Source organism: Mariprofundus aestuarium, assembly GCF_002795805.1.
Taxonomy (GTDB): Bacteria; Pseudomonadota; Zetaproteobacteria; order Mariprofundales; family Mariprofundaceae; genus Mariprofundus; species Mariprofundus aestuarium.
Window position 1 is genome coordinate 2,112,020 of sequence record NZ_CP018799.1, and the last position, 24,882, is coordinate 2,136,901.

A 24,882-nucleotide genomic window follows, 5' to 3' on the forward strand; every position below is an offset into this window, starting at 1 on the left:
CGAAGCCATGGATGGCAAAGGCCGGGTAAACAAATCACAGGGCGCCCTTAGTGCTAGGGATGCCTGACTGGCGAGGATCCGACTCTACAGCCATACGCAGAGCGCGACCGAATGCCTTGAATACGGTCTCAATGATGTGGTGGTTATTATCACCACGAATGGCATCGATGTGCAGCGTAATACGGCCATGATTACTCACAGCCTGAAAAAACTCCTTGAACAGGTCGATATCAAAGCCACCGACCGTCTCTTTCGGGAAGTCGATATTATACTCAAGCCCTGGGCGGCCAGAAAAATCGAGCACAACACGGGAAAGCGCCTCATCCAGCGGCACATAAGCATGACCATAGCGCACAATACCGGCCTTACTGCCTATTGCATCACGCAATGCCTCACCCAAACAGATGCCGATATCTTCAACTGTGTGGTGATCATCAATCTCGCGATCACCTTTGGCATCCACGGTTAAGTCGATCAGGCCATGACGGGCGATCTGCTCCAACATGTGATCAAGAAATGGAATTGAAGAGTTAAGTTCCGCACTGCCTGTTCCATCCAGATCAAGACTCAACTTGATCGATGTCTCTTTAGTTGCGCGTTCAATCGATGCATTTCGACTCATAACTGAATCTCCCGAAGTGCGGCCAGTAGCGCACTGTTTTCATCTCTGCTGCCAATGGTAATACGCAGGCAATTGACAAGAAGCCTATCAGAAGCATGCATATTCTTAATTAAAATCCCTGCCTTCTTGAGCGATTCGAACACACGAGTCGCATCAGACACCCTAACCAGAAGGAAATTAGCCTGTGAAGGGAAGACCTGAATTCCATCAAACTCAGCCAACGCTTCAGCCATGCGTTCGCGCTCATCACGAAGCTCTGCAACCTGAGCTTCAAACACATCAAAGTGGTCAAGCAGGAACTCAGCTGAAGCCTGTGTCAGGGCATTGATATTATAGGGCATGCGCACCTTATTCAGCTGCGCAATCACCTCGGCATCACCGAGCAGATAACCCATGCGCAAACCGGCCCAACCCACCTTGGAGAAGGTTTTCAGAACCATCACATTCGGAGCGATAAGGTAGTTATGCGTGCGCTCAGAGAATGGGCCATAAGCCTCATCAATCACCAGCATGCCACTCATACCTCTGGCAATTTTCTCAACCCTCTCCTGCCGCCACAGATTGCCGGTCGGGTTGTTCGGACAGGCCAGAAAAGCAACTTCAGCCTTTTCACGCGCACACACCTGCAGAAAATGCTCCTCATTCATGGTGAAATCTTCAGCCAGAGGCACGGTGGCAACAGGGCGCTTCAACCACTGCGACACCAGATTATACATCACGAACGTCGGCCCCGGCACCACACAGGTTCCAGGCACAGTGGCAATCAGTATCATCTGAATGATTTCATCCGAGCCGTTACCGAGTAGCACCTGCTCAGGCTCTACACCCTCATGCTTGGCAATCTTTTTACGAAGATTGAGCATCTCGGCGTCCGGATAGCGGTTAATATTCACTTCAGCCAGGCGTTTAGCCCACTCTTTACGCAGGTTGTCCGCCATGGAAAACGGGTTTTCCATGGCATCGAGTTTGATCATGCCGCTGCTATCAGGCACGTGATATGCCGACAGGGCTTTGATGTCGCCTCTAATCATGATTTATCTTTCAAGCGCAATTCGAGTGTCAGGGCGTGCGCCTGCAGCCCTTCGCGGTGGGCTAGGTGTGCGGCGGCAGGGCCAATCGCTTCCACAGCTGCACGGGTAGCGCGAATAACACTACTGCGCTTCTGGAAATCATAGAGACCCAGCGGAGAAGAGAAGCGTGCCGTACGGTTAGTTGGCAGCACATGGTTCGGCCCGGCGATGTAATCACCCAAAGCTTCGGGCACAAAGTGGCCGATAAAAATTGCGCCTGCATGCCTGATCTTCGGTAGTATCTCGTCCGGGTTTTCCAGTGCCAGCTCAAGATGCTCAGGCGCAATCGTGTTGACCACGTCCGCAGCTTCATCCCAGTTCTGCACAAGGATCAGGGCTCCATGGGTCTCAACAGAAGCACGTGCAATCTTGGCACGCGGCAACACCTGCAGGTGCGCCTCAATCGCGCTGGCCACCTGAGTCAACAGGTGTGCATCAGTGGAGACCAGAATGCTTTGGGCTGCCTCGTCATGCTCTGCCTGAGAGAGGAAATCAGCCGCAATCCATGCCGGGTTACCACCATCGGCAACAACCACGATCTCGGATGGACCTGCAATCATATCGATACCACAAGTGCCAAACACCTGTCGCTTGGCTGCTGCCACAAACTTATTGCCCGGACCGACGATTTTATCGACGGCAGGAATAGTCTCTGTGCCGTAGGCCAATGCGGCCACAGCCTGTGCACCACCAACGGCAAACCCGCGCTGTACGCCGGAAACATATGCCGCCGCCAGAACCAGTTCATTGATCTCACCACCGGGTGTCGGAACCACCATGACAATCTCTTTCACACCTGCAACTACGGCAGGCACGGCATTCATCAGCACCGACGATGGGTAAGCAGCCTTGCCACCGGGCACATAGAGGCCAACACGATCCAGCGGGGTAATGCGCTGGCCAAGTGTCATGCCAACCTCATCGGTATACTCCCAGTCATCCTGGTGCTGACGTTCGTGGTAGGCGCGGATACGGTCGGTTGCCATCTGCAGTGATTCACGATCCATATCGGAGACACTGTTCCACGCCTCTTGCATGCGCTCGCGGCTGATCTCAATGGTTTCACCCGTACAGGCCCAGCCATCAAAGCGTTCGGTGTAGTCACACAGTGCAGCATTACCGCGCTTTTTAACGTCGGCGAGAATGCCCGCCACAAGGTCCTGTACGTCAGCGCCGGTATCGGCCTCGCGACAAAGCAGTGCATCCAGTTTTTCTGCAAAACCTTCCTGCTGCGAATCAAGTCGAAGAATGTTACTCATATCTGTTCCCTTATCCCTTATCTCTGACTTCCACTGCCGAACGCAGTTTCTCGATAATTGGTTGAATCTGTGCCTTGCGCGTAGCAAAACTTGCCGGATTGACGATCAGGCGGCTGGAGATATCACATAGCGTCAACTCTTCCACCAGACCATTGGCCCTGAGTGTACTTCCGGTCTCAACCAGATCGACAATGCGCTCAGCCATACCAACCAGCGGCGCCAGCTCCATCGAACCGTAAAGATGAATAATTTCAGCCTGCACACCCTGTGAAAGGAAATAGTCGGCGGCCAGATGATCGTATTTAGTTGCTACGCGGATACGGCTTCCACGCTCGGGAGGTCCGGCCTCCACCAGCTCTTTGGGTCCGCAAACACAGAGGCGGCAACGTCCAATCCCCAGGTCAAGCGGCTCAAATACATGTGGCTGATACTCCAGCAGAGAATCACGTCCGGCCACACCGATATCGGCAGCACCCTGCTCAACATAAGTGCAGACATCTGCAGCGCGGATAATCAGGAAACGGACAGCCCTGCCATCAACATCGCCGTCAACCATCAGCTTACGGGTTTTCTGCACATCCTCGTAAGGCGTCAGGCCTGCCGCCTCAAGTAACGGCAGCGTCTGTTCCAAAATCCGCCCCTTGGACAAGGCAATCGTTAATGGTCGTGTATCAGGCATCCAGTCGTGCTCCCTGCATCCAGTTCTCACTGGCGCTGTGTCGCTCGATTCGGGCTCCGAGCTTGCTCAATTTCTCTTCAATTCGTTCATATCCGCGGTCGATGTGGTAAACACGTGATATAGTGGTTTCGCCTTCGGCCGCCAATCCTGCCAGCACCAGCGAAGCCGAAGCGCGCAGATCGGTAGCCATCACCGGTGCGCCGGATATTTTTTCGCACCCGGTCACGATAGCCGTGTTGCCGTCGAGCCTGATCTTCGCTCCCATACGGGCCAGCTCCTGCACATGCATGAAGCGATTCTCAAAGATCGTTTCACGGATCACGCTGGTACCTTCAGCCAGTGTCATCAACGCCAGAAACTGCGCTTGCAGGTCGGTCGGGAAGCCCGGATGCGGTAACGTATGGATATCCACTGCCTTCATGCGTCCCTGCGCCTTGCAGCGAATCCAGTCCTCGCCAGTCTCGACAAGGGCTCCGGTTTCGCGAACTCTGGCAAGAAATGCCTCAAGCATTAAAGGGTCGACATCGCTAACCGTTACATCACCGCCGGTAATCAGGCCTGCGGCCAGATAGGTTGCAGCCTCGATACGGTCGGCAACAGTGATCATCTCACCACCTTCAAGCCGTTCCACGCCTTCAACCGTAATGCGGTTGCTGCCATCACCCTCTATTTTCGCACCAAGGCCACGCAGGGAGTCAGCCAGGTTAACGATCTCCGGCTCTCTGGCTGCGTTATCAAGAATGGTAACGCCCTTCGCCAGCACAGCGGCCATCATCAGATTCTCAGTACCTGTAACCGTCACCTGATCAAATACGATATGCGCGCCACTAAGGCCATTCGGTGCACGGGCTATAATGTCACCCTGCTCCACCTCGATCACAGCCCCCATCGCCTCCAGCCCTTTCAGGTGCATATCGATAGGGCGAGCACCGATGGCACAGCCACCGGGCAGACTCACCTTAGCCTCACCGAAACGGGCCAGCAGAGGGCCGAGCACCAGGGATGAAGCCCGCATGGTCTTCACCAGCTCATACGGCGCCTCGGATTTGGTCGCAGGCCGGGTGTCAACATGCAGACAGTACTGGTCGTCATACGTGACGTCCGCACCCTGCCATGCCAGCAGTGTCATCATCGTCGAGATATCCTTCAAATGAGGAATACGGTGATAGACAACCGGGCCGTCAACCAGAATCGAGGCGGCGAGAAGCGGCAGCGCCGCATTTTTTGCGCCACTGGCTTCGATAGTTCCAGACAGCACATTGCCGCCCTGAATGATGATTTTATCCATATAATACCTGCAACCTAAGAGGGCTGAACGCTAGCGGCTGGACGCTGGAGGAACAATGGTTGTCACATCCCTATAGAACGTTTGATGCATCCAATGGCTGACACTGTCTCGATAGCAGCTATGATTCCGCGCATGTCCGTCTATACCGAACTCTCCGAATCCGATATCTCCATCATTCTCGCCGATTACAATCTCGGTGTACTGACCTCATTCGAAGGCATTGCCGCCGGCATCGAAAACAGCAATTTCTTTATTAATACAGAGGGTCATGAAAACTCCGCGCGCTTTGTGCTGACCATCTTTGAGCGCATGGATGAGACTGAGCTCCCCTACTTCATGCGCCTGATGCGCCACCTGGCACATAACGGGCTGGCATGCCCTGATGTCATGCGGCGCAACGACGGCTCCCTGCTGTTCGAGGTCCACGGCAAACAGGGTTGCATTGTTTCATGCCTTTCAGGAAAAACACTGGACGAACTGAATGAGGCACAACTCTTCTCCTCAGGGCGCGCATTGGCACAGCTGCATCTGGCCGGGGCCGATTTCGATGAGCATCGCAACAACCCGACCGGCATGGCATGGCTGGAAGAGAATATCGCTGCAGTTATGGATAAGACGAGCGCACACTATGGCAGCGATGCAGTGCAACTTTTGAAGAGTGAGCTCGAATTCCAGCGTTCCTGCAACTGGGAGTCTCTACCGACTGGCGTGATTCACGGGGATCTATTTGTCGACAACATCCTCTTTGAAGGTGATGTGGCCTCCGGCATTATCGACTTCTATTATGCTCATAGCGCACCCTACGCGATGGACATCGCCATCACGCTCAATGCGCAGGCCGTCCTGCTCTCTGAAGATGACGACGCGCGGATTGAGGCATTCCTGAACGGCTACCAGTCACTGCGCTTGCTGGATGAAGAGGAGCAGAAAGCACTCCCCCTGCTGCTAAGGCTCGGCGCACTGCGCTTCTGGGTATCCCGCCTCTACGATGCGCTGTTCCCGCGCGGTGGTGCAATGACCCAGACCAAGGACCCTGAAGAGTACCGAAACAAGTTAATGCTCCATCGCCATATTGGCTAAGAGCTAAGACAAGGTATTAGACATAGCAAATGTCCGAGAGCGCGAAGTCAGCAAGCATCATTTCTTAATTTCAATTCAGAAATCTTGGGGAATAAGGTGCTTCCATGCTCAGGTGAACAATAACTAATCAGCAGACTGGTCGGGGAGCAGACTGCTGATGAACTCCTCGGCATTGAACTCCATCAGATCCTCAAGCGTTTCGCCAACACCAACATAGCGAACCGGAAGACCGAACTTGTGTGATAGCTGCAACACAATGCCTCCCTTACCCGAGCCATCGAGCTTGGTGACAATCAGGCCTGAAGTGCCAGCCACCTCGCGGAACTTCTCCACCTGCATCACGGCATTCTGACCAGTGCCGCCGTCCACCACCTGCCACACCTCGTGTGGTGCCTCGGGATAAGCCTTGGTGATGACACGGCGGACCTTGGCCAACTCATCCATCAGGCCACGATCGGTCTGCACTCGCCCGGCGGTATCCACGATTACTACATCGTAGTTGCGTGCCACACCGCGTTTGATCGTATCAAATGCAACAGCAGCAGGATCGGCTCCTTCATGCTGGCGCACCATATCGGCACCTGCACGCTCCACCCAGACTGCCAACTGCTCAACCGCTGCAGCGCGGAAGGTGTCAGCCGCTCCAACCAGTACTGATTTACCCTGCTGGCGAAACATTGTTGCTATCTTGCCTATTGTGGTCGTTTTACCTGTGCCGTTCACGCCGACCACAAGCAGCACAAACGGGCCGCCAGCAGGCTCGTTCACCGGAGCAACCTCGGGCAACATTGATATCATCGACTCCTTCAGTGCAGCAATCGAACCACCACGGCGCTTCCTTGCTTTGTGCACAAGCGCACCGGATAACTCAGCGCCGCAATCGGCCATAATTAAACCGTCCTCTATATCGATCCACTCCTCTTCCGAGAGCGCATCAACAGACCCACCCGGCACCATCTGGGCAAGTGCATCGCGGCTGCGTGAAAGACCGTTTTTCAGTCTGGAAAAGAACGAGGACATGGCTTACTCCCTGAACATATTAACTAGGGCCTGATAGCACTAATTTTTCGTAACAGCGCCACCGTACTGAGGCACCGCACCATTTTCGCTGTCGCCAGCAGAGCTATGGATGCTGCTCTAGCCTGCTTGCTCATTGCTATCGGCGGGCATGTCCGGAATACCGATCAACATATCAACCACGTCACTGACCAGAATCCGGTACTCCCCGCCTCCAGTTGTATCGTGCAATAGACCCGAGGCTTCACCCAGCATCATCTGCCCGTGATTCACCATTACCGCATCGATATCGCCCGCCATACCCTGCTGGCCCAGCATGATCAGACTACTGCCAGTTGCGGCCACTTCCACAGCATGATTAAGCATGCGAATCGCATCCTTCTTCTGGCTCTTGGCAGAGAGTTTTTTCATCGCCTCGATCAGCAGGGAGGCCTTATCAGCCAGATCATGGGTCATCTTCATTAGCGGTTTGTTGGCCGCGCCGATCTTATGCATGCGTGCCATCTCAGGCCCGGTCATCGCACGCTCAATCAGCCCTGAAGCTTTCACCAGCATCTCGGGACCATGCTCGACACCCTGAATGTTCATGTCAGCGCCCTGTGTCGCCATCTGCAGGGCGTGGTTAATCAGCATATGCAGGTGGTGCATCTTCAGGGTGGAAGAGATGTTCTGGCGTGCCTCATGCATCTCATGACGATCAAATTCGCAGGCGCTCAAAGTGAGCAGAGAGAGGCATACGATCAGCCGAAAAAACAGTCTCATATTGCCCCTCCATATTCAAAAAGATGTGTAAAAACAGATATGGCGCAGATTACATCAAATCGTAACCTGCGCCATCTATCCGTGCCTCATGCATACGGATTGAAACAGGGTAAATCAGTGGCCGTGGTGACCACCGTGCTCATCGCCATGGCCTTCATGCCCGCCATTCTCCTGCATGCGCACATCACGCACCTCGGCATGGACCATCACAGAGGCCCCATCTGCGGTTTTAATCGTAAGCATCACGTGATCGCCAGCATTCAGCACATTCGTAAGACCTGTAAGCATCAGGTGGTTGCCTCCGGACTCAAAACGAAGTTCGCCATGGGCGGGAACAACAACCTTCTCCATTTTCATCATATGCATCATGCCATCATGCATCGACATACTATGAAACTCAGGCTTGGTCGCAGCAGCAGATTCAACTGCGACAACCTCGACATCGGTGTCTCCACTGTTGTGAAGTGTGAGATAGCCTGCTGCCGTATCGGCAACCGGAGGTGGCATACGCACCCATGCATCTTCAACCGTAATTTCGGCAGCGGCCAATGAAGGCATCAGCATCAGCGCGGCAAACATCATTGTTTTAATTTTCATGGCTTTTTCCTCTTCAATAAAATTGAATTGCGGGGCAGCAGCAACGCTGCCCCGCCCATCCATACTCAGGCAGTGAAAGCTTTACACGCCTTGATGCACTCTGCACACGCATCCGCACACTCTTTACACTCAGCATGCTTCTCATGCTTCATGCACTGCTGACGACAATCCTCGCATACCCTGATGCCAAGTTCAGACATTGCCTTCAGATATTTAGAGTTGTACGACGCGAGCTTGGCATGTGCCGCACAAAAAGCCATCGTCTCCTGCACACTGATCGCACAGTCAGCAAGGGAGGTATCCCCTGCCTTGAACATATCGAGGCAGTGATCGATACAGGCCTCTGCTGTTGCCACACAGTGATGCAGTGATTTGGCCAGTGCACTATTTTTCGCAGATGTTGCTGCATGGTGATGGTGACCCTCCATGCCTGCCGCAATAGCAGTACCTCCAAGCGCAGTTGCCGCCAGCGCACCGGCACCAAGAAGTCCCGCGCCTTTCAGCATACGGCGACGCTCTTCGGAAATTTGATCCAGTTCAGCTTTCATATTCACCCTCCTAGAGTTTAAAATGCAGTGGTAACACGTGCAAAGAACCAGTTATCAGTCACCTGCTGAGTACCCCTTACGTCCTGATAAACCGGAATACGATACTCACCACTTACAGTCCAGCCATCGGCAACTATCCACTGAAACCCAGGCGAGATAAAGACGGAGGCCAGACCTGTATTATTTACATTGTCGAGCACATTTACTGTTCTCTGATAAGCAGCAGGCACCATCATGCTATTGAGGAAATTCGGATCTTTAGTACCATCGGTACTATCCTTCTGGGAGTAGACGCCATTCAGGTCCAGCTTGACGTTGAACTTAGAGGTAACGCGGTAACGGGCAGAAAGGTCAACGTTAAGTCGATCCCCAACCTTGTATCCCAGCGAGTTACGTGTGGTCATATGGTAAGTAGCAGATGGAGAAAGCATCCACTGGGCACCGCCATCTTCATGCTCGCCAAAAGCCATTGTACCATTAGCGATAAAGAGACCATCCCAAGAACCAGTACCCGCCTGCATCATCATATGCACCAGATGCCCACTTGCAGTGCGTGCCTTTGATGCACCTGTTGGTGCTTTTATACCTACGCCGACAGAGAAACGCTGACGGGTACGAATATCTGCATCCTTATAAATATCGCGCAGATAAAGCAAGGATACATCACCCAGACCCTGAATGGTTTCCATCTGGTTGGTCGAGTACATAACTGGAGACATCGGCATCATCTTCATGCCCATCATCATCTCCATATCGTTGATGACATAAGGCACGGTCAACACGAAAGCATTGTCCTCATCCATACGATAGGCGAAGTTGGCAGCAATCTTCTGCATCGTCATGCTGTTCGATACGGCATACATGCCTGCAGTGCCAGCCAATTGATTACTGATAATCTGCTGAGGAGTAATCTCACTCCTTCTCTGCTTGTTGGTTTTCATCAGCATCGTGTCGTACTGCAGTGAAACGGTAAGCCCTGTTGCGGAACCAACTCCGTCTACTCCCGCAGCGATACAGCATGAGAGGCCGCATTCACTGGCAGAAGCCTGTTGAACCATAGAAATGGTTGATAAGGCCAGTGCGCTCGTGACGGCCAAAGATTTAACGAATTTCATTTTTCTCTCCAAAAAAATATTAATGATTTTAAGGCGCATGCAAACGGGCATGTAATACCCGGGATCACACGCAAACGGACCATCCTTAAGGACAGCATCCGGAATTTAGAAAATCAGGAGATACTTTGTGGAGGTGGTAAAGAAACCCGGGCAACACTGAACACCAGCGCAGACTCGGATTGAAGAACTGCGACATCAGAGCCACCCTCTACATGGAAACTAGCTGTAGTGATGTTATGCGGTGCCAGCAGATGCGGCAGCGAGTCGATATTGCGATGACAGCCGCAACCGCACTCAATGCGCTCCTTCTGCCAGTCGCCTTGCAAACCGGCCACATGATCATGCCCTAGATGAGCATCTTCAATGCCATCATCGTGGTGTTCGGCATGCTCATTATCCATAGCAACCGCGGACTCAGGCCCAGCACAACTTGCTGCTTCCGCAAAGGCGGGAACAGAGCTGACACACAACAGTGTTGCAGCAAGGAAAACAGCAAGTACTTTTCGCATGACGCGGAATGATGGCGCAGCGTGCCATGATCTGCAAGATTCCTGCACTTTAGGCAGAATGCCGGAAAGGAGAGTAATATGATTCGCTGGATCGCAGCACTAATGCTGGCGCTGTTCACATGGGCTCCAGCTCATGCCGCTGATTTCAAATGGATGGATGAGAGCGGCACCACCTATTCTCTGGATACTTTGAAAGGGCAACCTCTGCTTATTCACTTCTGGGCCTCGTGGTGTCCGTCATGCAGGGCGGAAATGCCCGCCTTTGCAGCATGGGTGGAAAAACACCCAGAGGTAAAAACGCTTTCCATCTCCCTCGACCAGAGCGCTGCACATGCCACGGCCTTCCTGAAAGAGACCAATATCAACATCCCGCTTCTGCTCAGCGATGAAAACCAGGCGCGAAACCTTGGGGCGCAGGCCCTGCCGACCACACTCATCATAGCTGCCGATGGATCAATTAGCCAGCTGCACAGAGGGCCGAGAGACTGGAGCAGCGAAGCCTTTTCTGATCAACTGCTCAAGAGCCTCCTCCCAGAGGTGGAAAGCATGCACCTTCACACCCAGCGTTAATCAAATATCATCCCAAACAGTTCTATCTTCGGAGGCTTTATGCGTTTATTTCTCTTACTACTCTCATTCATGATTTCTACTGTGGCTTTAGCTGCCGGTGGCAAAGCCGATGTGCATGCCATCAGCAAAAAAGCGACCGAACTGCAGCTGCCGTTCGGAGAGATCGATGAGGTGCGCGAAACCCCGATTCCGGGTCTGTTTGAGGTGCGCAGCGGCAGGAACCTCTATTACTCTGACGCCAAAGGTGATTACTTCCTCTTTGGTGCCGATATCGTCGACACAAACGCCAAAAAGAGCCTGACCCGCGAGAGCAAGGAGGAGCTCAACCGAATCGACTGGAGATCCTTGCCACTGGACAAGGCGATCATCTCCGGAGACAAACATGCGAAACTTGAACTGGCTGTATTCACCGACCCGGACTGCCCCTACTGCCGGAAACTGGAGAATATCTTGAAGGAACTTAAGGGCGTGAAAGTCTACACATTCCTCTATCCGCTTGAGAAACTGCATCCCAATGCACGCGCTAAGTCTGCTGCCATCTGGTGCAGCAAGGATCAGCACAAGATGCTGCAGAAGGTGATGCTGGAAAGGTTCGTGCCTGAGAAAGCCACTTGCGAAACTCCGCTGGATGCAATCGGAGCGCTGGCACAGAAACTGAATATCAACGGCACACCGACCATGATTGCCGGTGATGGCCGCATTGCTGCAGGCGGAAAATCGGCTGCAGACCTGAAAGTATGGCTTGAAAACAAATAAACGAATCAGGACTCAATATGCGCGAAACCCGCAAAGCGGATGAACTCCGACCCATCTCCATAGACACATCATTCAACCGCTATGCCGAAGGATGCGCGCTGATCACATTCGGCCATACCCGCGTGCTATGTACGGCAAGCATGGAGGAGAAGCAGGCACCGTTTCTCAGGGGAACCGACAAAGGGTGGGTAACTGCCGAATACGGCATGCTGCCGCGCGCCACCCACACCCGTGGAGGGCGTGAAGCTGCACGCGGCAAACAGGGTGGACGCACGGTTGAGATCCAGCGCCTGATTGGCCGAAGCCTGCGCGCCGTAGTTGATCTGGACCTGCTCGGCCCCCGTTCGATCAGCATTGATTGTGATGTACTGCAGGCTGATGGCGGCACCCGCACTGCAGCCATTACCGGTTCATGGGTCGCCATGCGTATTGCCGTTAACAAACTACTCGCCGATGGCATCATCGAAAATGATCCGATTCACGATCAGCTTGCCGCTGTTAGTTGCGGTTTTGTTAATGACACTGCCCTGCTCGACCTTCAGTACAGCGAAGACTCCCAGGCTGCGATGGATGCCAACTTCATCATGACACCCAGCGGCGGTGTCATCGAGGTGCAGGCCACTGCTGAAGACAAACCCCTGCACTGGGATCAATTTATGGCCCTGAAGAAGCTTGCCGACAAAGGGGTTCAGGAGCTCGCCAATCTGCAGATGCAGGCCGTTGCAGACGCCTGAAGAGAACCGGTAAACATGGAGATCGTCGTTGCCAGCAGCAACAAAAAGAAACGCGCTGAAATTCAGTCCATTCTGGGAAATTTAGGCATCGAACTCGTTCCGGCTGAGGAGACAATCTCTGTCGATGTCATCGAAGATGCAGACTCCTTCTCCGGCAATGCAAAAAAGAAAGCTGAGGCCTTTGCCAAAGCCAATAACAAACCTGCACTGGCTGATGACTCAGGGCTCTGTGTTGATGCCTTAAGCAGTGCGCCGGGCGTCTTTTCGGCACGCTTTGCAGGCCCGGACGCCTCCGATAGCGACAACAACATTAAGCTCTTGCGAGAACTGAGTGGCCTTCAGAATAGAAGCGCCCACTTCATCTGCGCCCTTCATCTTGCCTTTCCCGATTCCACGCCTCCCTTAACAGCAAAAGGGAAGGTGGATGGCTCAATTCTTCCGGAAATAGTGGGTAACGGTGGCTTTGGTTATGACCCGCTCTTCTTCTGTCCGGAGCTTGGCAAAGCATTTGCCGAGGCAACGCCTGAGGAGAAGGCATCGGTTTCCCATCGAGGGCGCGCCCTCCGAGCGCTAGCGGAAGCACTGGAGTAACGCTTTCAGATAAAGGTGACTAAATTCCGAAATCGGTCGCCTTAAACCGCTTCATATGACTATAAATCTTGTTCGGGTACTTCATCCGCCCCAGTGAACCATTATAAGCTCCCAGTGCGCGATCAAGTTTCTTATAGCGGTCGATGTAGTGGCGCAGAATCGCGCAGCCGTAGCGGATATTGGTTTCAATCTCTAGCAGGTTATCTTCTGGCTGGCCCAACTCTTTTTTCCAGAATGGCATGACCTGCATCAGGCCAATGGCTCCGACATTACTGACGGCAAAATGGTCGAAGCGAGACTCCACAGAAATCACCCCGAGGATAAGTTCAGGCGAAAGATTGAAGTGTTTGCCGTAAACATAGACCCAGCGGGCAATCGCCTCCGCCTCGTTCTGATCAGGAACCCATGGCTGAATGGTCTGCACGATATCCTTCATCCAGACGGTCTGTTCAAAATCAACCTTCTGCCCTGCGAGCTCCGGCTTGAGCATCTTGCGCAGCTCTTCTTTCTCCTCCGGCTTTAAGTCGAGAAGGCCCACATTCTTCTCCACCATCTTTGTCGCGGCAGACTGCGCCAGATGCTGTTTATCCTCCGAAGTACTCGTCAACCAGATAGGAATCGACACCAGAAAGCCCGCAACCAGCACACCCGCAAGCAGGGCCTTAGGGGAAACCCCGCCCAGTAAGCGCCTCAGTTCGGTAGCGTTCAGCCAGCTGCTCCCATAGCTGCTTGTAGCATAGAGGCAGCTTCACTAACTGTATCGGCAAGAGGCACCGACTTACGCTCACCCTTACGCAGACCGATTTCAGCAACTCCGTCTGCCAGGCCACGATCTCCGATTACAATCTGTAGCGGCAAACCGATCAGCTCCGCATCCTTGAACTTCACACCCGGGCGCTCATTGCGGTCATCCCATAGTACATCGATACCGGAATCCTGAAGCTGTCGATAGATCATCTCAGACGCCTCATTCACCTCATCGGATTTACCCATGGTAACCAGACTGACCTGGAACGGCGCGAGATCTGCAGGCCATGCGATTCCCGCATCATCATTACACTGCTCAACAATCGCTGCCATCAACCTTGATACGCCGATTCCGTAGCAACCCATCGTCGCCACCGCACGTTTGCCATTGTGGTCCTGGAACATGACTTCCATCGGCTCGGCATAGCGCGTTCCCAGCTCGAACACATGCCCCACTTCAATACCACGCGAAAGCTCCATGGTTCCGTCACAACGTTTGCACTTATCCCCTGCCCTGGTTTCTCGTAGGTCGCAAAATTCAACAGCATCCAGGTCGCGCTCCACATCCATGCCGGTAAGGTGTGTATCTCGACGGTTGGCACCTGCTACCAGCCCCAAAGCCCCAGTCAGGCTCTGATCCATAAGCACCTTGCAGCCCAATCCCTTCGGACCTACAAATCCGGTCACACCACCAATGGCTTCAATCTCCGCATCGGTTGCCATCTCAACACTGTCGGCACCGATGGCGTGGGCAAGCTTGATCTCCTGTAGCTGATCATCACCGCGCACACAGGCGGCAACAACCTCGCCATCCCTCTCACCACCAACAGCACGATAGATCAGCGTTTTCACCAGCAGTGCTATATCGACGGAAAGGAATGCCGACACATCCTCAGCAGAGGACACGTTCGGCGTCTTAACCTCGGTAATATCTGCCACAACGCACTGCGGTAGGTTTCGACCGGACTCCGCCTTCTCAACATTGGCCGCATACTCACAGGCTGTGCAGTGGGCGATCAGGTCTTCACCCGATTCAGCCAGCACATGGAACTCGTGCGAATTATTGCCACCAATCGAACCGGTATCAGCCTCTACTGGGCGAAACTTAAGCCCCAGCCTCGTGAATATTCGGCAGTAGGTATCAAACATATTCTTATATTCTGCCGTCAGAGACGCCCCATCAGCATGGAAGGAGTATGCATCCTTCATGACAAACTCGCGCCCCCGCATCAGCCCAAAACGAGGTCTGATTTCATCGCGGAATTTCCCCTGGATCTGATAAAGATTCATTGGCAACTGCTTGTAGGAGCGCAACTCGCGACTAACCAGATCGCAGATCACCTCTTCGTGCGTTGGGCCCAGGCAGGATTCATGCCCGTGCCTGTCTTTAAACCTCAACAGCTCCGGGCCATATTTTTCCATGCGCCCTGATTTTTCCCACAGCTCACTCGGCTGCACCATGGGCATCAGAAGCTCCTGGGCTCCGGCGCGATCCATCTCTTCACGCACAACAGCCTCAATCTTACGCAACACACGCAGACCTGTCGGTAGATAGTCATAAACGCCCGATGTTACACGGCGGATGAAACCCGCCCGCAGCAGCAGTTTATGGGAGACGACCTCAGCATCGGCGGGATCATCTCTAAGGGTAGGAACAAACAATCTAGAATAACGCATGGGGTGAAGGATAGCGGCGCTTCCCCTGTTCAGATAGCCCCTGCTTCAGCTTATTTTGCAATCTGGCTTAAACCAGTCAGCCTACCCGCTGCGAGCTGGTATTCTCCCCTTTGATTCGATCATAAGGTGGTCGAATTGGAGATTAAGCCCTCACTGTTTCCATTTTTTGTGGCTGTAGACGTTGCTTCAGAGTCACCATAACCATAAGAGACACAGCAAACACAATCACCTGCAGGGCACTTGGCTGGTCATCATAACCAACCAGCACATGCAGCAACTCACCATACATGCTGCTTGATGACAGAATGGATGAACTGTTCCACAGTGGATCCACCAGCGCAGGCAACCACCCGATCACAACCAGATTCCAGGTCGCCTGCGATGCCATACCGGCAGCCAGAAGCATCAACAGCCAGCCGGCAACACTAAAGAGCTGTTTCACCGGGATTCGAACCAGCCCCAGATAGACCAGGCTGCCAATCACCAATGCGGAACCCGCTCCCATCAACCCGCCGATGAGCATGCTCCAACCATCTTCATGGATACTCTGGGCTGCTCCAAACAGAAAAAATACAGCTTCTGAGCCTTCTCGCATGACCGCTGATAGTGCCACGACCGCCAGTGCAGCATAGGGCAGCTCACCGCCTTTCACCGATACCCCCGCCAGCCTCATACGCTGGCTCATTTCACGCCCATGGCTGCTCATCCAGAACACCGTCCATGCAATCAGAAGTGAGGCCAGCAGTAGTATGACCGCATTAAAAATGAATTCCCCCTCACCCTCGAAGGATGCCTCCATCTGCTCCATAAACAGGCCGAAAAAACCAGCGCCCATCAAACCGCCGAACACACCGATCCCGATCCACTTCCTGGAACCCGGCACCCCCTGTGTTGCAGCCATCAGAACGCCAACAACAAGCACCATCTCCAGCATCTCCCTGAATACAATCACCAGTGATGCAATCATCTATCCAACTCCTTTGCACACCTGCTGCAAAAACCGAACATCACCAGCTGATGGCCTGTCAGTTTGAAGCCTCTTTCAGATGCGGCAACTTGCTGTAACTCTTCGATGGTTTCGTGAGAAAACTCTTCGATATGTCCACATCGCGTGCAGATCATATGATCATGATGGGCCTTATCTGCCCTTTCATATCTTTTTTTGTCGGCCAACTGGATGGAATCGATAAACCCCTGCGACTCCAGTGCTGCCAGGCCGCGGTATACGGTTGCGATACCCACAGAGCCCCCTGAATCTGCAAGGGCTCGCGCCACCTCATCCGCATCCCAATGGCGGTTGGAAGCATTAATCAAATCAAGAATGGCTTGCCTCTGTACTGTTAACTTCAACATGAAGGTAATGATAATCATTATCATTATCGTTGCAAGCAGTGGTATTTTCAGGAGAAAAAAAACTTGCTTTTATCTTTGAATAGCGACTATTGATCAGTGAAAACGGGCTGAGTAATAAGCGTGTAGAGGAACCTGTTACTTCACCTCTGGCCTGTCTCTACTTGAAAGCAGGCATATCACCTTCCGAAACTTAAGGTGTTTCGGAAGGGGATATGCCTGGCTGTTTGTATGATTGATTATAAAGGAGCCACGAGACTGTCGCTTCCAGAGACTTCAACGCGCTCCTCGCGATTAACTCTGACTTCACGCGGGGCCTCGATACCGATACGCACCTGCCCGCCTTTTACATTGAGCACCTGAATCTGAATGTTATCCCCGATAGCAATCGATTCACCTTTTTTCCGTGTTAATATAAGCATGGATTCTCCTCTGCCCATGTTAATAGACCACTATTCCGGAAAGCGCAAGGTAAAGAGGTGAATCAGATTGTGTTAGACTCCTTGTCTAGGCCAAAAGCAGCGTGCAGTGCGCGCACTGCCAGTTCGACATACTTCTCTTCGATAACAACGGTGATCTTGATTTCACTGGTGGTGATCATCTGGATATTCACACCCTCAGTCGCCAGCACCTGGAACATCTTCTGTGCTACACCTGCATGCGAGCGCATACCCACACCGATAACTGAAACCTTGGCAACCGTATCATCACCCTTGAAGTTGCTGGCACCAAGCTCTTCAGTGAGTCCGGCCATGATCTTCATCGTCGGCGCATAATCGCTACGGGGGACGGTAAAGGTAATATCGGTATGCCCCTCTTCACTGACGTTCTGAACAATCACATCTACATTGATGCCCGCCTCCGCTACCGGACCGAACACATTGCTGGCAATACCCGGATGATCAGGGATTTCCATTATAGTGATTTTTGCTTCGTCGCGGTTATAGGCAACACCTGAAATTGTAGCTCTTTCCATCTTCTCATCCTCTATTGTCACCATGGTTCCTGGCACCAGATCAAAACTGGAGCGCAAATGAATCGGCATATTATAACGCATCGCCAGCTCTACAGAGCGGGTCTGCAACACCTTGGCCCCAAGCGATGCAAACTCCAGCATCTCCTCAAAGGAGATCTGATCCATCTTCTGTGCCTTGGGAACGATCCGCGGGTCAGTCGTATAAATGCCATCCACATCGGTATAGATGTCACACACATCGGCCTTCACGGCAATTGCCAGTGCTACTGCAGAGGTATCTGAACCACCGCGCCCCAGCGTGGTGATGTTTCCCAGCTCATCGACACCCTGAAATCCAGTCACAACCGGCACCTCAAAGCGCTCCAGGTGTTCAATCAGGTGATCGCTCTTCACATCGGTAATACGCGCTCGCACAAAACGACCATCGGTCTTCATGCCAGCCTGTGCACCGTTAAACGAATAGGCCTTGATACCGAGATTCTGAAGCTCCATCGCCAGCAGTGCCGCACTCACCTGTTCGCCGGTCGCAACCAGTGCATCCAGCTCACGCGAGGTTGGGCTTTCAGATATCTCATTCGCCAGTGCCAGCAGGCGATTGGTTTCGCCACTCATTGCCGAAACGACAACAGCAACCTGATTGCCCCGCTCAAGCTCTCCCTGAATGATCTTAGCAGTCTTGCGGATGCGCTCCACTGATCCAACCGAGGTTCCGCCATATTTCTGTACAATACGCATCAACGCGTCTCCACATCATCGGCTGCAACCGTTGCAATACCGATCTTTGTCATTTCAAGCTGCCGAAGCATATCGAGCACGAAAACCACCCGTTTATGCCTTGCATCCGAATCGGCACGAAGTACCACTCGCATGCTCGGATCACCCTTGGATACATTCAAAATCCGTTTGCGCAGATCGGCATCTTCCACCGCCTCGTCCTGCACATAGAACTGGCCCTTCGCATTGATCGAGATAGTCACCTGCTTGGACTCCTGGTCTGCCGCCGTCGCCTTGCTGGTCGGAAGATCGAGCTTGATGCTCGAGGAGAGGTTAAAGCTGGTGGAGACCATGAAAAAGATCAGCATCAGAAACACGACGTCCACCAGTGGCGTGATATCCACCAGGTAGTCCGCGCGTTTTTTCTGGCGAAGTTTCATGCACGCTCGCCCTTAAGCAGCTCAACAAAGCGCAGGGCATGCTGCTCAATCTCAAGTACGAACCGGTCCACGCGGGATTCATAGTAACGGTAAGCCACCAGCGTCGGGATTGCCACGGAGAGACCGAATGCGGTCGTATTCAGCGCTTTGGAGATACCACCAGCCAGCACATCAGCTTTACCTACACCTACCAGTGAAATCTGCTGGAACACCTCAATCATACCAATCACTGTACCAAGCAAACCGAGCAGCGGTGCAATAGCAGCAATCACGCCCAGCACGCCGATAAAGCGGTCCATATGAGCCACCTCCTGACGTCCTGACTCTTCGAGAATCTCTTTCATCACCGAACGGCTTACGCCGCGGTTGGCCAGTGCCACCCAGAGGATGCGGCTCATCGCAGTGTTATGGTCCTGGCAGGTCTGCATCGCGGACTTTACATCACCGCTGCGAACCGCAGTTTCGATCTTACTCACCTCGCCAAGAGGAATGACCACGGAGCGACGAAGGCTCCAGCCACGCTCAAAAATAATGGTCAATGACAGAACGGATGCCGCAAGCAGGATATACATCACCATGCCGCCCTGTTGGATAAATTCAATCACTCAAGCCTCCACACACAGCGTTGCAGCTTAATTGCACAACCCTGTTCTCTGTTTATGTGCTGACTATTACCGGAAAGAAGCCACCGCCGCATCAATATCAAGCGGGCACACATTACCAGTCCATCTACAGAATGGCGGCAATTATGGTGAGGGCTGAGGCAGAAGTCACCAAGCGTGCGAGAAAAACTCCCATTCAGCCTGTAAATGCTCAAGAAAACGGAAAACAGAGCAACTCATCTGCTTTCCTGCCACCACTTCAAGGCCATATCCCGACGACTACGTTTGTCGGAGGGCCACGTCTCCGGGTGGAACTTATCCTTCAGGCGGACCACAACAGCCCCATCGGATGAATTAGCAAGTTCGGAACCGCTCGCCCGATAACGTGACGTCACCACGGCATGCGGAAAACCGAAGTGATTATCCTTCCCTGTCTGTGCAATAGCCAGGCCAGGCTGCATTCGCTTTACAAACGCAGGCAAACTTGAAGATCGACTGCCGTGAGGCGGCATCAGCATGGCGTCTACAGGATTTACCCCATCAGCCAGCAACGCTCTCTCCACCTTGGCCTCGATATCATCTGGAAACAGAAGCATTTTACCGTTCTTTAACCTGACACTTAACACCAGCGAACTATTATTGTGATTGGCTGGCGAATGCCCTCGCTGCGGCCATAGCACCTCCACCTCATAGCCCTTGCCGATAACTTTATCACCGCGTGCAAGCCACCTGACTGGTGGAGCATCTTGCTCGCTTATACTACGGGCCGTTCGATGCTCGTGTGCAGATGGCACATCGGGCAGCCATACCTCACCGATCCGATTCAGGCTCCTGATCAGTGAAAGCGCCCCCCTATATAATCAGACTGGGCATGACTTAATACCAGCACATCGGCATGTAGGAAGCCCAGTGCGCGCAGCCCTGCAGCCACCGTAGTGCCGCCATTAAAGCGGCTGCCTAGCTGCCTCTTCACGCTCGGAAGGGGTGAGAGGACAAGCTTGATCGTCGTCGCAGTGCAGGACGAATGCCTCCCGTCGGCGCAAGCTGGACAAAGGTTGAAGAGGAAGGCCGGTCAAAGACCCGACCTATCGCGCGAAGCGACTCACCTCGCTTCCAGCGATCCCATATCTCGGCTTTCTGTTCATCTGTGTATTTGATTCGAGTTCTGTATGCCATTTCCAACACTCCACCTAGTTATTCTAGATTAAGTGTTGCATCCCCCCCTTGAGACCACCGCCGGAAGCAGTCACTCAAGGCTCTCGTATTTGAGGATCTTCCTTGCCTAGATCTGGTTCTGAAACCTGCAAAGGCTTAGCTGGTTCAGGCTCCGGCCCTTTGCCGCCGAAAAATGTACGCAACTTCTTCACCACCAGTTTTATGCCGCGCCATAGCTTCGGCAGCAGCCAGATCATCAGCAGGATGAAGATCAGCATCAGCACAAGGAACAGTGTCGGGTGATTGAGTGCTGTCCAGAGCCCAGCAACCACAGCGACATCCTCCAGCACCGATGCAGTCCAGTTGCTAAAGGGTTCAGGGGATGTGTTGATAAGGGCGCGCGATCCTGACTTGGCTGCATGTGTCGTTGCTGCAAGCCCGCCACCGAGTATGCCTGCAGCCAGACCCACAACAGGGTCTACTTCACCAACTGCACCCACTGCCATCATCGCGCCTGCCGGAATACGCACGAAGGTGTGCATCATATCCCAGCCGGTATCGATACCGGGAATCTTGTCGGCAAAGAATTCAACAAGGTACATGGCACCAGCTGCAAATATCACCAGCGGATCGGAGAGTATCTCCAGCCCTGGCGGCAAATCGATATTGCCAGTGGAACCCATCAGGCCAAGCACAAGAATCGCGGCATATAGATTGATGCCGCTGGCCCAGGCCGCACCCATTGTCAGCGCGAGTATTGCTACAACCTGATCAAGCTGTTCCATGGCTCACTCCTATGAATATCCAGCGTTACAGAGCCATGATTCACGTAATCGCAGCGTGCCGCAACGGTTTATTATTCAAATCTGGCGAAATAATTCCCCCGCCAGACACAATCAGATCAGGAGCGCTGGATTAGAGAGGGGAGAAGATCATCGGGAACAGGTTGTCCCATGGCCTCAAACAGTGTCGCGGCCAGATGGGCAAGGCCGGGCTGAGTCTGCGTACTCTGCTCGTCATCGGGCTGGCGGAGCGTGTAGGAGCCATCATAAGCCGGATCAAACAAGATGCAGGGCACAGGGTTGATCGAATGTTTGGTAGAGGCCTCTTCAGCACCTCCCTTGGCATACACCATCATCTCTTCCGCATTGCCGTGATCAGCTGTAATCAGTGCGGCACCGCCCACCTTTGCCAGCGCCTCAACAATACGTCCAACAGCACCATCCACCGTTTCAATAGCCGCAATGGCAGGTTCCATGCGCCCGCAGTGTCCAACCATATCTGCATTGGCGAAATTGATCAGACCGAAGCCGTATTCGCCCGATTCGATCAACTCAACCGCCCTATCTGCAATCTCATTGGCCTTCATAGCTGGAGCCTCGGAAAAGGAGACCCCTTTATCCGACGGGATCAGGATATAATCCTCCATCGTGTCATCGAGTGGCTTGCGGTAACCGCCGTTAAAGAAGAAGGTCACGTGAGGATATTTCTGCGTCTCGGTCAAGCGGAACTGCTTGATACCAAGCTCTAGAATACGCCTTCCAAACGGGTTATCGACCTTGGTCGGCCCCATCAACTGCAGGGCAGGAAGGTTACGGTCTTCGTCGTAAACCATCATGCCGGCAAACACCACATCCGGGCGATTACCGCGATCAAAGCCGTCGAATTCATCAAGTTCGAAGGCCTCGGTAATCTCAATGGCACGATCACCACGGAAATTGACCATGACCACCGCATCACCATCACAGATCGGACCCACAGGCCGGTCTGCCTCATCAACAACAACAAAACCAGGCATGTCCTGGTCAATAAGGCCAGGCTTCTCTGCACGCATATGTTCAATAGCTGATATCATCGAAGGGAACCGATGGGCTCCGGTGCCATGCACCATCAGGTTCCACCCCTCTTCCACCTTCGACCAGTCGCGATCCCGGTCCATCACAATGCGCTCCCTGCCACCACCGCTGGCAAAGCGGTAGTCAAACCCATCGCGGCTATTGATAAAGACAAAGTCCTCTTCCAGTTCGCAGACATATTTCTGTGCGGTATGGATACCGACATCGCGACCATCGAGAAGCGCATGCACGCGCAGTGATTTGACGCCGGAGTCGAAGGCGAAGTTGATCAATTTCTTGAAGTGATCCAGATGGGAGTGGATATTACCATCGGAGAGCAGCCCCATCAGATGCAGAGTGCCTCCGGATTCCACAGCTGCCATGACCTTCGTCAGCGCCTTGGATTTCAGAAAGGAGCCATCAGCAAACGCCTTGTTGATGCGCGTAGGTCCCTGATCAAGAATCATTCCTGCACCCATGGTCAGGTGCCCCACCTCCGAGCCTCCCATATCATTCTTTGCAGGCAGCCCGACATAAGGGCCGTGGGTCATCAGCGTGGTATGCGCATAGTCGGACCAGAGGCGGTCGAATACAGGTGTGTTGGCGCGTGCAATCGCATCCTCAGGACCACCGGAGCCCATGCCCCAGCCATCCATCACAATCAGCAATACAGGTTTTGTCATTCTGTCACTCATCCCTCTACCGCCTGCCCAGTCATCTCCGGCTTTAACAGCGCGGCCAATGCATCGGCATTATACAGTTTTTTATCCACCCTCAAGAAGATTGCATTCTCTTCCGGAACCACCTTGGCCTCAAAGACGCCAGCCAGCTTCAGAATGTCCATCTCCAGTGCCAGAGCATCCACATCAGAATCGACATGGGCCATCACGCTAGAGCGCATTACCGGCATCTTCATGCCGTAAGCTACGATCAGCCAGAGAAGCGCCAGCGAGCCGGCACCGAAGAAAACCCCCTGCACATCAAACTGACCATAACACCAGCCGCCCACAGCACCTCCAATAAAGGCCCCGAAAAACTGGGAGGTGGAGTAGACCCCCATCGCAGTACCTTTGGCATCGATCGGGGCCATGCGGGAGATCAGCGACGGCAGTGTCGCCTCAAGCACATTGTAGGCGATAAAGAAAAGCAACAGAGCGGCCATCACGGGGACCATGGAGTCATGCCAGAGGCCAAGCAGCAGGCAGGAGAGTGCGATCATGCTGATAGAAAGCAGGAAAACCTGTTTCATCTTCTCCTTCTTCTCAGCCACGATGATCAGCGGCACCATAAAGGCAATGGCCACCAACAGCACAGGCAGATAGACCCAAGGATGATCGACTGCGGGTATATCAAGATGGTCACGCAGCACGAATGGCAGCGCGATAAACAGCGACATGATAATGCCATGAAGAATCATAATTCCGAAATCAAGCCGCAGAAGCTGGCCATCTTTCAATATTCGTCCGAATTCACCCGGCACCGCTTCAACATCCCGGTGCATACTCAGGTGATCTGGGTCAGGAACCAGAAGATAGAGCACCGCAATACTGAGCAGTGCAAACAGGGCCGTGAACCAGAAGATGCCGTCCACCCCTACCCATGTGCTGAGCATAGGGCCTGCTATAAGCGCCACAGTAAAAGACATGCCGATCGTCATACCGACAACGGCCATCGCCTTGGTGCGCACCTCTTCGCGTGTGAGATCGGCCAGCAATGCCATCATGGCTGCGGCAATGGCACCGGACCCCTGCAAAGCACGACCGATGATGACCATCCAGATCGAGTCGGCCATGGCGGCCACCACGCTGCCGACAGCGAAAATAAGCAGGCCTGCTGCAATCACTGGTTTCCTGCCGATGCGATCGGAGAGCCAACCAAACGGGATCTGCAGCATTGCCATCGTAAAGCCGTAAATGCCGAGGGCTAGGCCGATCAAGGTCGGCGTTACTCCCTCCAACCCTTCGGCGTAGAGCGCGAATACAGGCAGGATAAGAAACAGCCCCAGCATGCGCAGGCCGTAAATACCGGCAATGGAAAATACACTACTTCTCTCAGCTGAATTCATTTAAAGATGACACCTCACATAACTGCTGCAAAACAGCAGCGCGGCATGATAACACCAGAGCGGGCTGGAAGCATGCAGGATAAACAATTCATCGCCCTAGATAGCGTAAGGGTAAAAACTTAAC

At 53.3% G+C, this 24,882-nt stretch carries 29 protein-coding genes and 1 pseudogene; 5 read left to right on the forward strand and 25 right to left on the reverse strand.

Going from position 1 to position 24,882, the window contains the following annotated elements; all coding sequences use genetic code 11:
- Positions 1-34: 34 nt before the first annotated feature.
- The 5 genes from hisB to murA are packed head-to-tail and all read right to left on the reverse strand — an operon-like array spanning position 35 to position 4,918.
- A complete protein-coding gene (hisB, locus tag Ga0123461_RS10195; RefSeq protein WP_100278237.1) occupies positions 35-622 on the reverse strand; it encodes an imidazoleglycerol-phosphate dehydratase HisB in 588 nt (195 codons plus the stop codon).
- Positions 619-1,653 (reverse strand): histidinol-phosphate transaminase, encoded by a 1,035-nt coding sequence (hisC, locus tag Ga0123461_RS10200; RefSeq protein WP_100278238.1) that lies wholly within the window; start codon positions 1,651-1,653, stop codon positions 619-621. The genes hisB and hisC overlap by 4 nt, the downstream gene beginning before the upstream one ends.
- On the reverse strand, positions 1,650-2,951 hold the full coding sequence (gene hisD, locus Ga0123461_RS10205; RefSeq protein WP_100278239.1) for a histidinol dehydrogenase: 1,302 nt from the start codon (positions 2,949-2,951) through the stop codon (positions 1,650-1,652). Before hisD ends, hisC begins: the two co-directional genes overlap by 4 nt.
- Positions 2,952-2,961: 10 nt before the next feature.
- A complete protein-coding gene (gene hisG, locus Ga0123461_RS10210) occupies positions 2,962-3,630 on the reverse strand; it encodes an ATP phosphoribosyltransferase (RefSeq protein ID WP_100278240.1) in 669 nt (222 codons plus the stop codon).
- The gene (murA, locus tag Ga0123461_RS10215; RefSeq protein ID WP_100278241.1) at positions 3,623-4,918 is read right to left on the reverse strand and encodes a UDP-N-acetylglucosamine 1-carboxyvinyltransferase; all 1,296 of its coding nucleotides are present in this window, start codon (positions 4,916-4,918) and stop codon (positions 3,623-3,625) included. The genes hisG and murA overlap by 8 nt, the downstream gene beginning before the upstream one ends.
- A gap of 93 nt (positions 4,919-5,011) precedes the next feature.
- Here murA and Ga0123461_RS10220 point away from each other — a divergent pair, with 93 nt between their 5' ends.
- The gene (locus Ga0123461_RS10220; RefSeq protein ID WP_232710157.1) at positions 5,012-5,998 is read left to right on the forward strand and encodes a homoserine kinase; all 987 of its coding nucleotides are present in this window, start codon (positions 5,012-5,014) and stop codon (positions 5,996-5,998) included.
- 123 nt (positions 5,999-6,121) lie between these two features.
- Here the strand turns inward: Ga0123461_RS10220 and ftsY are convergent, their stop codons facing one another.
- The 6 genes from ftsY to Ga0123461_RS10250 form a co-directional block, all read right to left on the reverse strand.
- The gene (ftsY, locus tag Ga0123461_RS10225; protein ID WP_100278242.1) at positions 6,122-7,018 is read right to left on the reverse strand and encodes a signal recognition particle-docking protein FtsY; all 897 of its coding nucleotides are present in this window, start codon (positions 7,016-7,018) and stop codon (positions 6,122-6,124) included.
- Positions 7,019-7,135: 117 nt separating this feature from the next.
- Complete coding sequence (locus Ga0123461_RS10230) at positions 7,136-7,777, reverse strand: hypothetical protein (protein WP_100278243.1); 642 nt, start codon at positions 7,775-7,777, stop codon at positions 7,136-7,138.
- 114 nt (positions 7,778-7,891) lie between these two features.
- A complete protein-coding gene (locus tag Ga0123461_RS10235) occupies positions 7,892-8,374 on the reverse strand; it encodes a copper chaperone PCu(A)C (RefSeq protein WP_157819311.1) in 483 nt (160 codons plus the stop codon).
- A gap of 65 nt (positions 8,375-8,439) precedes the next feature.
- Entirely contained in the window at positions 8,440-8,922 is a 483-nt protein-coding gene (locus tag Ga0123461_RS10240) for a Csp1 family four helix bundle copper storage protein (RefSeq protein WP_100278245.1), read from the reverse strand.
- Positions 8,923-8,939: 17 nt separating this feature from the next.
- On the reverse strand, positions 8,940-10,037 hold the full coding sequence (locus tag Ga0123461_RS10245; RefSeq protein WP_100278246.1) for a hypothetical protein: 1,098 nt from the start codon (positions 10,035-10,037) through the stop codon (positions 8,940-8,942).
- A gap of 113 nt (positions 10,038-10,150) precedes the next feature.
- Positions 10,151-10,546, reverse strand: a complete 396-nt coding sequence (locus tag Ga0123461_RS10250) for a hypothetical protein (protein WP_100278247.1) — start codon at positions 10,544-10,546, stop codon at positions 10,151-10,153.
- A gap of 78 nt (positions 10,547-10,624) precedes the next feature.
- Between Ga0123461_RS10250 and Ga0123461_RS10255 the strand changes: the two genes are divergently transcribed.
- The 4 genes from Ga0123461_RS10255 to rdgB are packed head-to-tail and all read left to right on the forward strand — an operon-like array spanning position 10,625 to position 13,197.
- On the forward strand, positions 10,625-11,116 hold the full coding sequence (locus tag Ga0123461_RS10255) for a TlpA family protein disulfide reductase (RefSeq protein WP_100278248.1): 492 nt from the start codon (positions 10,625-10,627) through the stop codon (positions 11,114-11,116).
- A 39-nt stretch (positions 11,117-11,155) separates the two neighbouring features.
- On the forward strand, positions 11,156-11,872 hold the full coding sequence (locus tag Ga0123461_RS10260; protein WP_100278249.1) for a DsbC family protein: 717 nt from the start codon (positions 11,156-11,158) through the stop codon (positions 11,870-11,872).
- 17 nt (positions 11,873-11,889) lie between these two features.
- Positions 11,890-12,606, forward strand: a complete 717-nt coding sequence (gene rph, locus Ga0123461_RS10265) for a ribonuclease PH (RefSeq protein WP_100278250.1) — start codon at positions 11,890-11,892, stop codon at positions 12,604-12,606.
- A 15-nt stretch (positions 12,607-12,621) separates the two neighbouring features.
- The gene (gene rdgB / locus Ga0123461_RS10270; protein WP_100278251.1) at positions 12,622-13,197 is read left to right on the forward strand and encodes an RdgB/HAM1 family non-canonical purine NTP pyrophosphatase; all 576 of its coding nucleotides are present in this window, start codon (positions 12,622-12,624) and stop codon (positions 13,195-13,197) included.
- Between the two features lie 19 nt (positions 13,198-13,216).
- On the opposite strand, the gene Ga0123461_RS10275 is transcribed toward rdgB, so the two are convergent.
- The 14 genes and pseudogenes from Ga0123461_RS10275 to Ga0123461_RS10330 form a co-directional block, all read right to left on the reverse strand.
- Positions 13,217-13,804: a lytic transglycosylase domain-containing protein gene (locus tag Ga0123461_RS10275; protein ID WP_232710158.1), complete on the reverse strand. Its 588-nt coding sequence runs from the start codon at positions 13,802-13,804 to the stop codon at positions 13,217-13,219.
- Positions 13,805-13,902: 98 nt separating this feature from the next.
- Positions 13,903-15,621: a proline--tRNA ligase gene (locus Ga0123461_RS10280; protein WP_100278253.1), complete on the reverse strand. Its 1,719-nt coding sequence runs from the start codon at positions 15,619-15,621 to the stop codon at positions 13,903-13,905.
- A 142-nt stretch (positions 15,622-15,763) separates the two neighbouring features.
- The gene (locus tag Ga0123461_RS10285; RefSeq protein ID WP_100278254.1) at positions 15,764-16,588 is read right to left on the reverse strand and encodes an FTR1 family iron permease; all 825 of its coding nucleotides are present in this window, start codon (positions 16,586-16,588) and stop codon (positions 15,764-15,766) included.
- Positions 16,585-16,974: a Fur family transcriptional regulator gene (locus Ga0123461_RS10290; protein ID WP_100278792.1), complete on the reverse strand. Its 390-nt coding sequence runs from the start codon at positions 16,972-16,974 to the stop codon at positions 16,585-16,587. Before Ga0123461_RS10290 ends, Ga0123461_RS10285 begins: the two co-directional genes overlap by 4 nt.
- 236 nt (positions 16,975-17,210) lie before the next feature.
- Entirely contained in the window at positions 17,211-17,393 is a 183-nt protein-coding gene (csrA, locus tag Ga0123461_RS10295) for a carbon storage regulator CsrA (protein WP_100278255.1), read from the reverse strand.
- 62 nt (positions 17,394-17,455) lie between these two features.
- Positions 17,456-18,682, reverse strand: a complete 1,227-nt coding sequence (locus tag Ga0123461_RS10300; RefSeq protein WP_198507062.1) for an aspartate kinase — start codon at positions 18,680-18,682, stop codon at positions 17,456-17,458.
- Positions 18,682-19,101 carry an ExbD/TolR family protein gene (locus Ga0123461_RS10305; protein ID WP_100278257.1) on the reverse strand — a complete coding sequence of 140 codons (420 nt, stop codon included), beginning with the start codon at positions 19,099-19,101 and terminating at the stop codon, positions 18,682-18,684. Before Ga0123461_RS10305 ends, Ga0123461_RS10300 begins: the two co-directional genes overlap by 1 nt.
- Entirely contained in the window at positions 19,098-19,706 is a 609-nt protein-coding gene (locus Ga0123461_RS10310) for a MotA/TolQ/ExbB proton channel family protein (RefSeq protein WP_100278258.1), read from the reverse strand. The genes Ga0123461_RS10305 and Ga0123461_RS10310 overlap by 4 nt, the downstream gene beginning before the upstream one ends.
- Before the next feature lie 233 nt (positions 19,707-19,939).
- Positions 19,940-20,497, reverse strand: coding sequence for a ComEC/Rec2 family competence protein (locus tag Ga0123461_RS10315; RefSeq protein WP_100278259.1), 558 nt, complete (start codon positions 20,495-20,497; stop codon positions 19,940-19,942).
- A 41-nt stretch (positions 20,498-20,538) separates the two neighbouring features.
- The gene (locus tag Ga0123461_RS12425; protein WP_157819312.1) at positions 20,539-20,676 is read right to left on the reverse strand and encodes a hypothetical protein; all 138 of its coding nucleotides are present in this window, start codon (positions 20,674-20,676) and stop codon (positions 20,539-20,541) included.
- Positions 20,660-20,879 (reverse strand): annotated as a pseudogene (locus Ga0123461_RS12640) (IS30 family transposase); the annotation flags it as partial. The gene Ga0123461_RS12425 and the pseudogene Ga0123461_RS12640, both read right to left, overlap by 17 nt.
- A 74-nt stretch (positions 20,880-20,953) precedes the next feature.
- Positions 20,954-21,643 carry a DUF4126 domain-containing protein gene (locus tag Ga0123461_RS10320; protein ID WP_100278260.1) on the reverse strand — a complete coding sequence of 230 codons (690 nt, stop codon included), beginning with the start codon at positions 21,641-21,643 and terminating at the stop codon, positions 20,954-20,956.
- 116 nt (positions 21,644-21,759) lie between these two features.
- The gene (gene gpmI, locus Ga0123461_RS10325) at positions 21,760-23,376 is read right to left on the reverse strand and encodes a 2,3-bisphosphoglycerate-independent phosphoglycerate mutase (protein WP_232710159.1); all 1,617 of its coding nucleotides are present in this window, start codon (positions 23,374-23,376) and stop codon (positions 21,760-21,762) included.
- Between the two features lie 8 nt (positions 23,377-23,384).
- Complete coding sequence (locus tag Ga0123461_RS10330) at positions 23,385-24,758, reverse strand: MFS transporter (protein ID WP_100278262.1); 1,374 nt, start codon at positions 24,756-24,758, stop codon at positions 23,385-23,387.
- Positions 24,759-24,882: the final 124 nt, after the last annotated feature.

Excerpts from the sequence above, each read along its gene's own strand:
- hisG (WP_100278240.1), bottom strand. The coding sequence starts at position 3,630 with ATGCCTGATACACGACCATTAACGATTGCCTTGTCCAAGGGGCGGATT.
- Ga0123461_RS10250 (WP_100278247.1), bottom strand. The coding sequence starts at position 10,546 with ATGCGAAAAGTACTTGCTGTTTTCCTTGCTGCAACACTGTTGTGTGTC.
- Ga0123461_RS10280 (WP_100278253.1), bottom strand. The coding sequence starts at position 15,621 with ATGCGTTATTCTAGATTGTTTGTTCCTACCCTTAGAGATGATCCCGCC.
- Ga0123461_RS10240 (WP_100278245.1), bottom strand. The coding sequence starts at position 8,922 with ATGAAAGCTGAACTGGATCAAATTTCCGAAGAGCGTCGCCGTATGCTG.
- murA (WP_100278241.1), bottom strand. The coding sequence starts at position 4,918 with ATGGATAAAATCATCATTCAGGGCGGCAATGTGCTGTCTGGAACTATC.
- hisD (WP_100278239.1), bottom strand. The coding sequence starts at position 2,951 with ATGAGTAACATTCTTCGACTTGATTCGCAGCAGGAAGGTTTTGCAGAA.
- Ga0123461_RS10255 (WP_100278248.1), top strand. The coding sequence starts at position 10,625 with ATGATTCGCTGGATCGCAGCACTAATGCTGGCGCTGTTCACATGGGCT.
- ftsY (WP_100278242.1), bottom strand. The coding sequence starts at position 7,018 with ATGTCCTCGTTCTTTTCCAGACTGAAAAACGGTCTTTCACGCAGCCGC.
- gpmI (WP_232710159.1), bottom strand. The coding sequence starts at position 23,376 with ATGACAAAACCTGTATTGCTGATTGTGATGGATGGCTGGGGCATGGGC.
- Ga0123461_RS10290 (WP_100278792.1), bottom strand. The coding sequence starts at position 16,974 with ATGTTGAAGTTAACAGTACAGAGGCAAGCCATTCTTGATTTGATTAAT.
- Ga0123461_RS10305 (WP_100278257.1), bottom strand. The coding sequence starts at position 19,101 with ATGAAACTTCGCCAGAAAAAACGCGCGGACTACCTGGTGGATATCACG.
- Ga0123461_RS10320 (WP_100278260.1), bottom strand. The coding sequence starts at position 21,643 with ATGGAACAGCTTGATCAGGTTGTAGCAATACTCGCGCTGACAATGGGT.
- Ga0123461_RS10235 (WP_157819311.1), bottom strand. The coding sequence starts at position 8,374 with ATGAAAATTAAAACAATGATGTTTGCCGCGCTGATGCTGATGCCTTCA.
- Ga0123461_RS10220 (WP_232710157.1), top strand. The coding sequence starts at position 5,012 with ATGGCTGACACTGTCTCGATAGCAGCTATGATTCCGCGCATGTCCGTC.
- rph (WP_100278250.1), top strand. The coding sequence starts at position 11,890 with ATGCGCGAAACCCGCAAAGCGGATGAACTCCGACCCATCTCCATAGAC.
- hisC (WP_100278238.1), bottom strand. The coding sequence starts at position 1,653 with ATGATTAGAGGCGACATCAAAGCCCTGTCGGCATATCACGTGCCTGAT.
- rdgB (WP_100278251.1), top strand. The coding sequence starts at position 12,622 with ATGGAGATCGTCGTTGCCAGCAGCAACAAAAAGAAACGCGCTGAAATT.
- Ga0123461_RS10300 (WP_198507062.1), bottom strand. The coding sequence starts at position 18,682 with ATGCGTATTGTACAGAAATATGGCGGAACCTCGGTTGGATCAGTGGAG.
- Ga0123461_RS10260 (WP_100278249.1), top strand. The coding sequence starts at position 11,156 with ATGCGTTTATTTCTCTTACTACTCTCATTCATGATTTCTACTGTGGCT.
- Ga0123461_RS10245 (WP_100278246.1), bottom strand. The coding sequence starts at position 10,037 with ATGAAATTCGTTAAATCTTTGGCCGTCACGAGCGCACTGGCCTTATCA.
- csrA (WP_100278255.1), bottom strand. The coding sequence starts at position 17,393 with ATGCTTATATTAACACGGAAAAAAGGTGAATCGATTGCTATCGGGGAT.
- Ga0123461_RS10230 (WP_100278243.1), bottom strand. The coding sequence starts at position 7,777 with ATGAGACTGTTTTTTCGGCTGATCGTATGCCTCTCTCTGCTCACTTTG.
- Ga0123461_RS10285 (WP_100278254.1), bottom strand. The coding sequence starts at position 16,588 with ATGATTGCATCACTGGTGATTGTATTCAGGGAGATGCTGGAGATGGTG.
- hisB (WP_100278237.1), bottom strand. The coding sequence starts at position 622 with ATGAGTCGAAATGCATCGATTGAACGCGCAACTAAAGAGACATCGATC.
- Ga0123461_RS10330 (WP_100278262.1), bottom strand. The coding sequence starts at position 24,758 with ATGAATTCAGCTGAGAGAAGTAGTGTATTTTCCATTGCCGGTATTTAC.